A 12,764-nucleotide genomic window follows, 5' to 3' on the forward strand; every position below is an offset into this window, starting at 1 on the left:
TGCTTTCAATAGCTTCCAGTGCTTATACATAAAGCGCTGAAGGCGAATTGCATCGTTATTTTCGAGCCACTACGGGCTGGCGTTCTGCCCACAGCCAGAGCGCAACACCGCCCACGATCATGGGCAGGCACAGCCACTGGCCCATGCTCATGCCCAGCGACAGGATGCCCAGGAAGGCATCGGGTTCGCGGAAATACTCGGCAATGAAGCGGAACACGCCGTAACCCACCAGAAATGCCGCCGCCACCTGACCCTGGCGGTGTTCACGCCGCGCATACAACCACAGCAGCACGAACAGCAGCAGGCCCTCCATCAGGAATTGGTACACCTGCGACGGGTGGCGCGGCTGCATCGAGCCGCTGTGCGCAAACACCATGCCCCAGGGCAGGTCGGGGCTGGCAAAACGCCCCCACAGCTCGCCATTGATGAAATTGCCCACCCGCCCGGCCGCCAGCCCCGTGGGCACGCAGGGCGCCACGAAATCGGCCACCTGCAGCCAGGGACGCTTGCGCGAATGGGCAAACCACAGCATGGCCACGATCACGCCCAGCAGCCCGCCATGAAAGCTCATGCCGCCCTGCCACACGGCAAAGATCTCCAGCGGATGGCTGAGGTAGTAACCCGGCTTGTAGAACAGGCAGTAGCCCAGCCGCCCGCCCACCACCACGCCGACCACACCCAGAAAAAGAATGTCCTCGACATCCCGGCGCGACCAGGCGCCCGGCCCGGTGATGGAGGCAAAGGGTTCATGGCGCAGGCGGCGGATGCCCAGCAGCATGAACAGGCCAAAAGCGGCAAGATAAGTCAGGCCGTACCAGTGAACGGCCAATGGGCCGATCTGCAGGGCGACGGGATCAATGTGGGGGTAGGTCAGCATGGTGCCGGGTATTGTGCCCGCGTCGGGGATGGCCCTGGCAGGCGGCGCACCAAGCGTGCACCTCTGATCGACCTACATATGCAAAAAGCCGACAATGGGCAGCGCCACAGCGTAGATCATCGACCTCAGAAAATCATTGCTTCGATTCAAATCAGACTTGCCTGCAGCGACACGTGCGCCAAAGGCCGCAAGCGCGCATAGTCCAGCAGCTCGGCCAACCGTGCGCCTTTGGCCTGCCATTCATAGACCACGTCTTCCGCCAGCAACACGTAGTGCCATGGCGGGCCGCCGCGCTGTTCCGGTGTAAGGGCGTTGATACGCTCGCACCAGGCCAGTGCCGCCTTGAGCTTGCGCTGCACATTGGGGTGCGCAGTTTGCTGTTGCGCCTTGGTCTCTGCCAAGTACACCGCATCTGCCGTGCGCACCAGAAAGTCGGGTGAATAGAAGGCGGGCAAGCCATCTTCCTTCACATAGCGCAGTCGAGCAAACGTATGCCGGTTCTCGCTGATCTTGCAGAAGGCCTGCACTTGCGTATCGGCCTGCGCCCAGTGAATGAACGCCCGCTCCAGCCCCCCGTTGCGCGCAGGCCAGCCCAGCCGGGTGTAGATGCACTTGCCCACCTCCACCGAATGACTTTCGCGCAGCATCAGCTTGGGCACCTCGCTCAGCATGCGCAAGTGCACTTCGGTTTGCCCAGTGGTGTGTTTTTGCTCTGACTCCAGCAAGGCCACTGCAAACACCTTGGTGATGTGGTCCACCACCGGTTGCAGCAGCAACACACGCCAGTTCTCACCATCCAGCGGGTTGAAAGTGCCACCAAACAATACCGTCCAGATATAGTCGTCCAGCCAGGCCGTCAGCTCCGCCGTATTCACTTGCAGATACGGTTTGGCCAGGTGCGTGGCAATCTTGTTACCCTTGGGCATGGGCTCACTCAGCGCCTGGCTGATACGCCGTGTCAGGCGCGACAGGTATTCGTTGTAACCGCCTACATTCATCACCGCGCCGTCCACCCGGTAGTCGCCAAACAGGGTGGCGCTTTGCAGGTCTTGCGAGATGAAGGTGTCGCCCTTGCCCAGCAAGCCGGTCAGTTGTTCCACGCTCATCGCGCTGAAGGCTGGCAGTGTCGATACGTCCAATCCATCATGGGCACGCACTTCGTCCGCCTCTTGCAGGATGAAGGGAATGCCAAAGTCAAACGCCTTGAATCCCTCGCGCAGCTCCGCCGCCATCACATCACCCGTGCTGGAGGTGTCATCGGTGTCGTCCCCCGTGGTACCCGCCAGCCCCTCCTTCAGCAAGTCGTCGTAGAAGGACTGAAACGCCGGGTGCTCCACGATGGAAAGCACGTCGACCAGGCTGCCCGGCTCCTGGCCTGCGTTGATGCGCTCGCGGTTCTCGCGCTTGAGGTCGGTGTATTCATCATCGCGCCACATCAGGCGCAAGCCCCGACCAATGGTCTGCTCCAGCAGAATCTGCGCCTGGCTGGAGCGCAACGGCACGATGACGCAGATGTTGTTCACGTCAAAGCCCTCGCGCAGCATCAGCACGCTGACGATCACGCGCGGCGCGGCGTGGCTGTCCACACTGAACAAGCGCTCACGCACGGGCGCCCAGTCCTTCTCGCCCAGCTCGGCCTTCTTGCCGGAGTCGATGGTCATCACCTCCTCCTCGTTCAGCCCTTCCTGGTCTTGCAAAAACGCAGCCACCAGAGGCGACACCGTGGTGTCCTCGCACACCACCAGCATCTTGGGGTGGCGGTACGGGTCAATCTTGGCAAAGTCCGCTTCGAGCTTGCGCAGCTTTTTCAAGCCCGCGCGCAGCATCACGCGCTGGCCTTCGCTCAAAGTGGGGTTGCCCGACTCGTCCCGCTCGGCTTTGAACTCCAGGGGCAGCGCGCCAATCTCCTTGCGCCGGTCCAGCACCAGCGACTTCACCAGCCCCGCACGCATGGCGCTCTTCAGGTCAAAGTCCACCACGATGTGCGGGAAGTACAGCTTGCGCTTGTTCTTGCCGCTACCCACGTCGTTGTACGGCGTGGCCGAAAAGTCCACCTGCACAAAGCGCCGCCCCTTGGTGGCGGCAATGCGGCTCAGGCTTTTCTGCCATTCCACCTCGGTGGTTTCGCCTTCGCGCTTGAACTCGTGGATGTGGTGCGCCTCGTCGTTGAACACCATCAGCTCTGGCAGGCCCGCCAGAAACTCCAGCACATTGCCGCGCGCATAGCGGCGGTCCAGCACCTCCAGGCTGTTGCCCGTGGCGCGGCCCGGTGTGAGTGGCAGCACCGCACCCACCACCAGATGTGGGTCCAGCGGCGCGCCCAAGGCCTCCACATCCTCCACCGCGTCATCCAGCATCTCGCCTTCGGCCAGCAGATGCCAGTTGGTGATGGCAATCATCCCGTTGCCGGTGGCTTTGAGGCCAATCTCGGCCTTGCTGCACACATTGCCACGCACAAAGGCAAACACCGCATCGCGGTACACCTCGGGCACAAACAGGTCGGCAAACTTGGACACGTCCGAGCTGCTGAAGTCACGCCCCGTGCCGCCTGCCACCAGCTTGCCGCAAAACGCATCGAGCAGCCGCTCGTACACGATCAGCCCTGGCGCCACCACCATGAACTGCCGGGTAAAGCGCGCATCATCGAGGCCTTCGGCCAAGGCCGCCGTCTTGTTCAGCAACTGCCACACCATCAAGGCCTGCATCACCCAGGTCTTGCCGGTACCTGTGGCCATCTTGAAGCAGTATTTGGGGTGGGCGTGCTTGCTGGATGCCACCTCGTTCATGCGGTGACCGGTCAGCAGCGCATCGGGCGCGCAGGCCTGGTACAGGTCCAGCAAGGTCCAGTTCTCGCGTTCTTGGCCCAGCACCTCATGGGCCACAATGGCATTCAAGATGGCCTGCTTCTGCCCGGCATGGAAGTTCAGGCCCTGCCGGGCGAGCACCATGTCTTCACCAAACCACCACAGCAGCAACTCGGCGGTGGTGGGCGTCACCAGCTCCAGAATGTCCGCCGCGCCAGATTCCAGGCCCAGGCACAGTTGCTGGGTCTTGGCAGTCAGGCCTGCGGCCAGGGCCAGTTGGTCATCGGCCTTGGTACTCATGCGGCACCCACCGTCGTCACCACCTCGGCCTCAAAGCCAAACACATCCACCACCCGCACGCACACCTTGCGTGGGCCTGCCTTGATGGGTGCCGTGACGGTGGCTGTAGTCACCACACGCAGCGCGTCGGCATCGTTGGCCGTATTGCCCCGGTAGTCTTGCCATACCGAACGGAACACCTTGCCATCGTAGTCCGGGTCCACCGCCCAGTATTCGATCAGGGCCAAGGGCTCGGCGTTGGCAATCTGCTGCAGCTTTATGCGGTTGGCATCGTCCAGGTTGATGGCCTCGGGCGAGAGCAGCACATAGTTTTTGAGTTGCACCGTCAGCGTGTCGGTGTCGCCCTCCGTCTTGCGCGTGATGGGGTGAATCGTCAGGTACTGCAAGCTGGAAAAGCGAACTTGGCCGCGCAGCTTGTCAATGCCGCCTTTTTTCTTGAGTCGGTCCATCAGGTCGGGCGGGATCACCAGCACCTCCAGGCGCGAGTCGTTCAGCGCGGTGATGGTGTCGCCAATGCTGGGCTCAAAGTTCCAGCCCAGCACCACCACGCGGTCCCAGCCGCCCAGCAGGTTGTCGCGTTGGGCAATGGCTTTTTTGAGCGTGGCCATGCCGGTGAGCTTGTTGGGCGAATCGGCCAGCACCAGCGTCTTGCTGCCCCGCTTGCCGCCCAGTTCCACACCCGCAATCTGCCCCAAGTTGCGCTGCGGGTTCACATCCGCAGGCAGGGGCAGGGCGCCGTAGAGCGAGAGCACGATGTGCGACAAGTCGCCCATGCGGAAGTCGCGGCCCAGCGTGGCCTTGGCTGCCTCCACTTGGTAGTCGCCAATCGCTTGATACAGAAAGGGTTTGGCCTCCAGGTCGATCAGGCGTTTGCGCATGATCATGCAGGCGGGTTTGCCCAGGTCGGTGGTGATCCAGCGGCGGCCCAGTTTTTCTGCAGCCGCCGCAGTAGTTCCTGAGCCGCCGTTAAAGTCCGCTACGATACCGCCACTTGGGCAGGATGAGCGAATGATCCGATCCAGTAGTTTCTCTGGCTTTTGTGTGTCGTAGTCCAACCTCTCTGCGCCACTTTTTGTCAATCTCGCATCTGTCCAGAGATTCTGTATTGGCTTGCCTGGGTCTTCATCAAGATAGCTTTTGTAATATGGTGTCCCGTTCTTGGTGTAATAGAACAGACCATCTTGTTCAAGCCGATCAATGTTTTCTTGTGTTTGCGCCCAGTGTCTTCCCTTGGGGGGCTTCAATGAAACGCCGCGGAAAATTCTGGCTGGCCCATCTCCCTTGCCGGTGAAAGTATTTGGGTAGAAGAGGCGACCTGTGCCTTCTTCTTTGATGTAGCGCTCTTCTATGTAATCTTCATCGAATGGAACATGGAGAGTAGTGAAATGAAATTTGGCACCCTTGCTGAAAAAATAGATCGATTCTGTGATGTTGCCAAACCTATTCGCGTCGTTGTGCGCGCCGGATTTTTGCCAAACTATTTCATTGCGGAAGTTGTCTCTCCCAAACACATCATCCAACACCAACTTCACGTAATGCCCCACATGCCAATCCAGGTGCACATAGATGGAGCCCGTATCCGCCAGCAGTTCCCGCATCAGAACCAGACGCGGCGTGATCATGGCGAGGTACGACGCTGTGCCATCGCTCCAGGTGTCGGAGTAGGCAAACTGCTCGATCACCGTGGGCCGTTGCTCCAGTTCCAGGCCGGGTAGCGTGACCTTGGTGCGGTAGTCGGCCTTGCTGTCAAAGGGCGGGTCGATGTAGATCAAATCCACCTTGCCGCGCAGGCTGGGCGTGGTGTCATCACCCGCCAGCAGCGCGGCCATGGCCAGCAGGTTGTCGCCATAGATCAGGCGGTTGGCCCAGGGTGCCTCGGCCCGGGCTGCGCCCAGCGCGGGCTGCGCCCTTTCCAGCAAGCTGCCTTGCCCCGGCGCAAATACCTCGCGCCGGTCGGCGCGGGCCTGGGCGGTGATCCAGTCGGTGGCGGCGCTGTCCTTGGCGGGCAGCACCACCTCGCGGGTTTGCAGGCTCACGCGGTGGCGGTTTTCGATGCTCTCCAGGATTTTTTCGGCTTCTTTGCGGCCTTGGGCCACGATGTCGGGAAGTTGTTCAAGCAGGGATTTGGGCATGGGTGTTGCGCGCGGCGATGCCCGGCGGCAGCCGATTCAATCGATAGTTGAATGAATAATTCAATCAATCGTACAACACAAAGTTCAATGCAAATTGAACTGAAATTTAGGGTTCCAGCATGGATCAAAAGCTGGAATTCGCCGCGCGTTTGCAGGCCGCCATGCGGGCTGCGGGTCTGGAGCCTCGCCCTGCGGTGTTGCTCCAACTGTTCAACGGCCACTACTGGGGGCGGTCCGTCACCTTTCAGGCGGTGTCGCGCTGGTTGCGGGGTGAGTCCATTCCAGCGCAGGACAAGCTCATCACCTTGGCCGAAGTGCTCAAGATCGAGCCCGAGGTGCTGCGCTTTGGGAAGGCGGTGCGTGACTCGGTGCAAGAGCGCCGCCAGCGGTGGGAGGAAGGCGTGGGTTATCTGGAGCGCGAAACCTTCGATGCTTTCCTTCAGCTGCCTGCCCCTCAGCGCAAGTTGATCCGTGAGGTCATCCTGACTTTTGCAAAGGTGCACCGAGGAGGAGACGCGCCACAAAACACCTCCATGGACGAGCGGCCGTTGGTCTAGTCAAAAATAGTTGGCACTGGCACCAATGCTTGTGCAGCAAGCGCACTGTTTCCCCATAAAAACCCAGCCTTTGCACTCGACCAGCATGCAGAACATGCTCTCGAAATAAAAGCAAAAATCCACAAAAAAAGCCGCACCCTCGGGATGCGGCTTTTTTGTGGGCGGGGCATCGCCCCACCTTCACGCCGATGGTCAGTCGTCCAGCAGCGACAGATCGCGCACGGCGCCCTTGTCGGCCGACATCACCAGCTTGGCGTAGGCCTTGAGGGCGGCGGACACCTTGCGGGGGCGCGGCAGGGCGGGCTTCCAGCCCAGCTTGTCCTGCTCTGCGCGGCGGCGGGCCAGCTCGTCGTCGGACACCAGCACGTTGATCGTGCGGTTGGGGATGTCGATACGGATGCGATCACCGTTCTTCACCAGGCCAATGGCGCCACCGGCGGCGGCCTCGGGCGAGCAATGGCCGATCGACAGGCCCGAGGTACCGCCCGAAAAACGCCCGTCGGTCAGCAGCGCGCAGGCCTTGCCCAGGCCCTTGGACTTGATGTAGCTGGTGGGGTAGAGCATTTCCTGCATGCCGGGGCCGCCCTTGGGGCCTTCGTAGCGCACGATGACCACGTCGCCCGCCTTGACTTGGTCGGCCAGGATGTTGGCCACGGCTTCGTCTTGCGACTCGACCACATGGGCGGGGCCTTCGAACACCAGGATGGAGGCATCCACGCCGGCGGTCTTGACCACGCAGCCGTCGAGGGCGATGTTGCCGGTCAGCACGGCCAGGCCACCCTCTTGCGAGAACGCGTGTTCGTTGGCGCGGATGCAGCCGCCCTTACGGTCCAGGTCCAGGCTGGGCCAGCGCGCGGCCTGGCTGAACGCCACCTGGGTGGGAATGCCGCCAGGGCCGGCCATGTAGAAGGTCTTGACCGCATCCGACGGATTGCGGGCGATGTCCCACTCGTCCAGCGCGTCCTTCATGGTTTTGGCGTGCACTGTGGGCGTGTCGGTGTGCAACTTGCCGGCACGGTCGAGCTCGCCCAGGATGGCCATGATGCCGCCCGCGCGGTGCACGTCTTCGATGTGGTACTTGTCGGTGTTGGGCGCCACCTTGCACAGTTGCGGCACGGACCGCGACAGGCGGTCGATATCGGCCATGGTGAAGTCGATTTCGGCTTCTTGCGCGATGGCCAGAATGTGCAGGATGGTGTTGGTGGAGCCGCCCATGGCGATGTCCAGCGTCATGGCGTTTTCAAACGCCTTGAAACCCATGGAGCGGGGCAGCACACTGCTGTCGTCCTGCTCGTAATAGCGTTTGCACAGCTCTACCGCCAGCCGGCCGGCGCGCTTGAAGAGCTGTTCGCGGTCGGCGTGCGTGGCCACCACCGTGCCGTTGCCGGGCAGTGACAGGCCCAGTGCCTCGGTCAGGCAGTTCATCGAGTTGGCAGTGAACATGCCAGAGCACGAACCGCAGGTGGGGCAGGCAGAGCGCTCGATCTCGGCCACGTCGGCGTCGGACACCTTGTCGTCGGCCGCCATCACCATGGCATCGATCAGGTCCAGCTTCTTGAAGGTGACGGCGTGGGTGGTAGGGTCGGTCTTGTTGACCTTGCCGGCCTCCATGGGGCCGCCCGAGACAAACACCACGGGGATATTGAGCCGCATGGCGGCCATCAGCATGCCGGGGGTGATCTTGTCGCAGTTGGAGATGCACACCATGGCGTCGGCGCAGTGCGCGTTGACCATGTATTCGACCGAGTCGGCAATGATGTCGCGGCTGGGCAGCGAATACAGCATGCCGTCGTGGCCCATGGCGATGCCGTCATCGACCGCGATGGTGTTGAACTCCTTGGCGACGCCGCCAGCGGCTTCGATCTCGCGCGCCACCAGCTGGCCCAGATCCTTGAGGTGCACATGGCCGGGCACGAACTGCGTAAACGAGTTGACCACCGCGATGATGGGTTTTTGAAAATCGTCGTCCTTCATGCCAGTGGCACGCCAGAGCGAACGGGCGCCCGCCATGTTGCGGCCGGCGGTGGAGGTTTTGGAGCGGTAAACAGGCATCGTGATGTGGGGTAAAGGGTTACTCGGAGTCGGGGGGCAGTGTCCGGGCAATTATCTCCGACCAGTCTGTGGGGTGATGGACACGGCGGCCTCAACCCCACCCCTGACGGGTTCAAACTGGCCCAGCCCACTTCCTACCCATCCCACCGTGAGACGACCCATGACAGCCCAAAAAACCATTCCCATCCAACCCATCAACCGCCGCAGCGCCAACATCACGCAAGGCAAATCGCGTGCGCCGAACCGATCCATGTTCTACGCCATGGGCTACGAAGAAAGCGATTTTTCGAAACCCATGGTGGGCGTGGCCAACGGCCACAGCACCATCACGCCGTGCAACAGCGGTCTGCAACGACTGGCCGATGCCGCCATCCAGGGCATCGAGGAAGCTGGTGGCAACGCCCAGGTGTTCGGCACGCCTACCATCAGTGACGGCATGGCCATGGGCACCGAAGGCATGAAGTACAGCCTGGTGAGCCGCGAAGTCATCAGCGACTGCATCGAAACCTGCGTGGGCGGCCAGTGGATGGACGGCGTGCTGGTGGTGGGCGGCTGCGACAAGAACATGCCCGGCGGCCTGATGGGCATGCTGCGCGCCAACGTGCCCGCCATCTATGTGTATGGCGGAACCATCCTGCCCGGCCACTACCAGGGCCACGACCTGAACATCGTGAGCGTGTTCGAGGCCGTGGGCGAGAACGCTGCGGGCAAGCTCAGCGACTTCGACCTGAAGGAAATCGAAAAGCGCGCCATCCCCGGCACTGGCTCGTGCGGCGGCATGTACACGGCCAACACCATGAGCAGCGCGTTCGAGGCCCTGGGCATCAGCCTGCCCTACTCGTCCACCATGGCCAACCCGCACGACGAGAAGATGAACTCGGCCAAGGAATCGGCCAAGGTGCTGATCGAGGCCATCAAGAAGGACATCAAGCCGCGCGACATCGTGACCAGGAAGTCCATCGAGAACGCCGTGGCTGTCATTATGGCCGTCGGTGGATCGACCAACGCGGTGCTGCACTTTCTGGCCATTGCGCACGCGGCCGGCGTGGAATGGACCATCGACGACTTTGAGCGTGTGCGTGTGAAAACCCCCGTGCTGTGCGACCTCAAGCCCAGTGGCAAATACCTGGCCGTGGACCTGCACCGCGCCGGCGGCATCCCGCAGGTGATGAAAGTGCTGCTCAACGCCGGCCTGCTGCACGGCGACTGCATCACCATCGAGGGCAAGACCATTGCCGAAGTGCTCAAGGACGTGCCCGATCAGCCGCGAGCCGACCAGGACGTGATCCGCCCTGTCAGCAACCCCATGTACGCGCAAGGCCACCTGGCCATCCTCAAGGGCAACCTCAGCCCCGAGGGCGCCGTGGCCAAGATCACCGGCCTGAAGAACCCTGTGATCACCGGCCCGGCCCGCGTGTTCAACGACGAGCAGTCGGCCCTGCAGGCCATACTGGACGGCAAAATTCAGCCCGGCGACGTGATGGTGCTGCGCTACCTGGGTCCCAAAGGCGGCCCCGGCATGCCTGAAATGCTGGCCCCCACCGGCGCACTGATCGGCGCCGGCCTGGGCGAGAGCGTGGGCCTGATCACCGACGGCCGCTTTTCCGGCGGCACCTGGGGCATGGTCGTGGGCCACGTGGCGCCCGAGGCCGCTGCGGGTGGCACAATCGCTTTCGTCAACGAAGGCGACAGCATCACCATCGATGCACGCCAGCTGCTGCTGGAGCTGAACGTGAGTGAAACAGAAATCGCCAAGCGCCGCGCCGCCTGTAAAGCTCCTGCTCCGCGCTACACGCGCGGTGTGCTAGCCAAGTTCGCTTTCAATGCATCAAGCGCCAGCAAGGGTGCGGTGCTGGACCACTTCTGAGACAGCAAAGGACCGGGGCTGATGCGTGTACTCGTCGTCGAGGATGACCCTGCCCTGCGCCTGGGGCTCAGCCGTATGCTGCAGGCCGAGGGCTGGCAGGTCGATGCCGTGACAGATGGCGAATTCGCGCTCACGGCCACCGCAACCGAGCACTACGACGCGGCCGTGCTCGATCTCGGACTGCCGCGCCGTGGAGGCTTCGAGGTGTTACGCAACTGGCGCACCCAAGGCAAGGACCTGGCTGTCGTCATTCTCACCGCGAGCGATGGCCTGCAAAGCCGGTTGCGGGGACTCAACGATGGGGCCGACGACTATCTGGCCAAGCCTTTCGAACCCGAGGAGCTCGTAGCGCGGTTGCGTGCCATCGCGCGCCGCCGCCGGGGCAGCAGCAGCAACCTGCTCGTGGCCGGCGCCCTCAGTTTCAACACCGACACACGCGAGCTGCGCAATGGCGACGAGCGGCTGCCGTTGAGTCCGCGCGAGGCGGCGCTCGTGGAACTGCTCATGGCCTCGCCCAGCACGGCCGTGCCCAAGAGTCGCATCATCTCGACCATGTCTAGCTGGGAATCGAACTTCAGCGCCAACGCCGTGGAAATCTACGTGCTCAAGCTGCGGCGCAAGCTCGCTGGCGCGGGGGTCAATATCGTCACCCTGCGCGGCGTAGGCTACGCGTTGGAGGTGCGGTGAGCACAACAGCAAAATCCGGCGCCTCGCCCTCCCCGCGCTGGCTGCGCGCGAGCCTGTGGCGCCAGCTACTGATGCCGCTCGTGGGCCTTTGGGTGGCCTCGGCCATCGTGGCCACGGGTGCGGCCTACCAGTTCGCTGGGCGTACCACCGACCAGTCTTTCGACCGCCTGCTCGCCGACGATGCACGCGCGCTCGCAGCGCAGCTACGCTGGGAAAACGGCGAAGTACAGTTCGTCGCAAGCCGTGAGACGGCCGACTCGCTGGTGTTCGACTCGCTCTCGCGCAGCCACTACACGGTGCGCACCGCAGCGGGCCGCAAGCTGGTGGGTGACCTCGTGCTGCCCCTGCCCTCCTCCGAAACGCCCCCGCCGCCCGACACACCGCTGTTCTTCAACCACGCGGCCGAGGGCGGCCTGATGCTGCGCGCCGTGGCGTTGCGCATGCAGCCCACCTCAGGCGACGAGTCCGCCTGGGTGGTGGTGGCGGAGTCCAAAGCCAAGCGCCAGCAGGTCACGAACGAGATCGCGCTGGCCATCTTTCTGCCCGCGGGTCTGGCCGGGTTCGTGATCATTCCGCTGCTCTACTACGGCATCCGCCACGGACTGGCCACCACGCGGCACATCAGCGCCCTCGTGGTGCAGCATGGCGAAAACGACTTGTCGCCTTTGAGCGTGGAAGAAGTGCCCGAGGAGCTGCGAGAGCTGGTGCAACACACCAACGCGCTGCTTCAGCGGCTCAAGGCCTCGATCGACGAGCAACGCCGTTTCGTCGCCGATGCGGCGCACCAACTGCAGACGCCCATGGCAGGCATCCGCTTGCTCGTGGACGATATGCGGCGTATCCAGCGCGCGGACCCTATGCAGCCCATGGACATCGAGGTGCTGGCGCAGCTCGACGAGGTGGCCACGCGCGGCGCGCGCATGGTGCGCCAGTTGCTGGCCTACGCGCGGGCCGAAGAAGAGACGCAGGTCGAAAACCAGGTGTTCGACGCCACCAGCGTGGCCCTTCAGGTCACGCAGCGCTGGCAGGGCCCGGCTACGGCCGCAGGTAAGGCGCTGGCGGCGCCCAGGCAGACCCCGTCGTCTGGCGACTGCAGCGTGGACGGCTCGCCCACGCTGCTGGGCGAGGTGATCTCCAACCTCATCGACAACGCACTGCGCTACGGCGGACCACATGTTGCCGTGGACGTGGTGGCTCAGGAAAGCAGCGTCCACATCCGCGTGATCGACGACGGGCCGGCTCTCGATGCGCCTACGCGCGCCCAGATGCTGCTGCCTTTCTGGCGTGGCGAACACGGCCAACCCGAAGGCTCGGGCCTGGGCCTGTCGATCGCGCAGCGTGTGGTCGAGCGCATGAGCGGCAAGTTCAGCGTGCGCGTCGGGCCGGGCGGTACCGGCACCTGCTTCGACATCGATCTGCCGCGCTCCGCGCTCCACTAGCGCCTGTTGCCGCAACGGCAACACGGCACATATTTCCCTACGTAAAGCC

The 12,764-nt window shown here is 63.0% G+C and carries 8 protein-coding genes; 4 read left to right on the top strand and 4 right to left on the bottom strand.

The window, feature by feature from the left end; genetic code table 11:
• Nucleotides 1–55: 55 nt before the first annotated feature.
• From lgt to AC1RDS_RS00215, 3 genes are all read right to left on the bottom strand, one after another.
• Nucleotides 56–877 carry a prolipoprotein diacylglyceryl transferase gene (gene lgt, locus AC1RDS_RS00205; RefSeq protein ID WP_092697750.1) on the bottom strand — a complete coding sequence of 274 codons (822 nt, stop codon included), beginning with the start codon at nucleotides 875–877 and terminating at the stop codon, nucleotides 56–58.
• Nucleotides 878–1,023: 146 nt separating this feature from the next.
• Complete coding sequence (locus AC1RDS_RS00210) at nucleotides 1,024–3,981, bottom strand: DEAD/DEAH box helicase family protein (RefSeq protein ID WP_092697749.1); 2,958 nt, start codon at nucleotides 3,979–3,981, stop codon at nucleotides 1,024–1,026.
• Complete coding sequence (locus tag AC1RDS_RS00215) at nucleotides 3,978–6,113, bottom strand: site-specific DNA-methyltransferase (protein WP_092697748.1); 2,136 nt, start codon at nucleotides 6,111–6,113, stop codon at nucleotides 3,978–3,980. Before AC1RDS_RS00215 ends, AC1RDS_RS00210 begins: the two co-directional genes overlap by 4 nt.
• 119 nt (nucleotides 6,114–6,232) lie before the next feature.
• On the opposite strand from AC1RDS_RS00215, the gene AC1RDS_RS00220 reads away from it, so the two are divergent.
• Entirely contained in the window at nucleotides 6,233–6,670 is a 438-nt protein-coding gene (locus AC1RDS_RS00220; RefSeq protein WP_092697747.1) for a helix-turn-helix domain-containing protein, read from the top strand.
• Between the two features lie 192 nt (nucleotides 6,671–6,862).
• On the opposite strand, the gene ilvD (AC1RDS_RS00225) is transcribed toward AC1RDS_RS00220, so the two are convergent.
• Entirely contained in the window at nucleotides 6,863–8,722 is a 1,860-nt protein-coding gene (gene ilvD / locus AC1RDS_RS00225; RefSeq protein WP_092697746.1) for a dihydroxy-acid dehydratase, read from the bottom strand.
• Between the two features lie 160 nt (nucleotides 8,723–8,882).
• On the opposite strand from ilvD (AC1RDS_RS00225), the gene ilvD (AC1RDS_RS00230) reads away from it, so the two are divergent.
• The 3 genes from ilvD (AC1RDS_RS00230) to AC1RDS_RS00240 are packed head-to-tail and all read left to right on the top strand — an operon-like array spanning nucleotide 8,883 to nucleotide 12,715.
• Entirely contained in the window at nucleotides 8,883–10,589 is a 1,707-nt protein-coding gene (gene ilvD, locus AC1RDS_RS00230) for a dihydroxy-acid dehydratase (RefSeq protein WP_092697745.1), read from the top strand.
• A gap of 21 nt (nucleotides 10,590–10,610) precedes the next feature.
• Complete coding sequence (locus AC1RDS_RS00235) at nucleotides 10,611–11,276, top strand: response regulator transcription factor (RefSeq protein ID WP_092697744.1); 666 nt, start codon at nucleotides 10,611–10,613, stop codon at nucleotides 11,274–11,276.
• On the top strand, nucleotides 11,273–12,715 hold the full coding sequence (locus tag AC1RDS_RS00240; RefSeq protein WP_139285336.1) for a sensor histidine kinase: 1,443 nt from the start codon (nucleotides 11,273–11,275) through the stop codon (nucleotides 12,713–12,715). Before AC1RDS_RS00235 ends, AC1RDS_RS00240 begins: the two co-directional genes overlap by 4 nt.
• Nucleotides 12,716–12,764 lie beyond the last annotated feature (49 nt).

The sequence above is a fragment of the Acidovorax sp. GW823-FHT02H02 genome (assembly GCF_058797075.1).

What these genes read in the sequence shown, in the direction of transcription:
- lgt (WP_092697750.1), bottom strand. Translation starts at nt 877, where the DNA reads ATGCTGACCTACCCCCACATTGATCCCGTCGCCCTGCAGATCGGCCCA.
- AC1RDS_RS00210 (WP_092697749.1), bottom strand. Translation starts at nt 3,981, where the DNA reads ATGAGTACCAAGGCCGATGACCAACTGGCCCTGGCCGCAGGCCTGACT.
- AC1RDS_RS00215 (WP_092697748.1), bottom strand. Translation starts at nt 6,113, where the DNA reads ATGCCCAAATCCCTGCTTGAACAACTTCCCGACATCGTGGCCCAAGGC.
- AC1RDS_RS00220 (WP_092697747.1), top strand. Translation starts at nt 6,233, where the DNA reads ATGGATCAAAAGCTGGAATTCGCCGCGCGTTTGCAGGCCGCCATGCGG.
- ilvD (WP_092697746.1), bottom strand. Translation starts at nt 8,722, where the DNA reads ATGCCTGTTTACCGCTCCAAAACCTCCACCGCCGGCCGCAACATGGCG.
- ilvD (WP_092697745.1), top strand. Translation starts at nt 8,883, where the DNA reads ATGACAGCCCAAAAAACCATTCCCATCCAACCCATCAACCGCCGCAGC.
- AC1RDS_RS00235 (WP_092697744.1), top strand. Translation starts at nt 10,611, where the DNA reads ATGCGTGTACTCGTCGTCGAGGATGACCCTGCCCTGCGCCTGGGGCTC.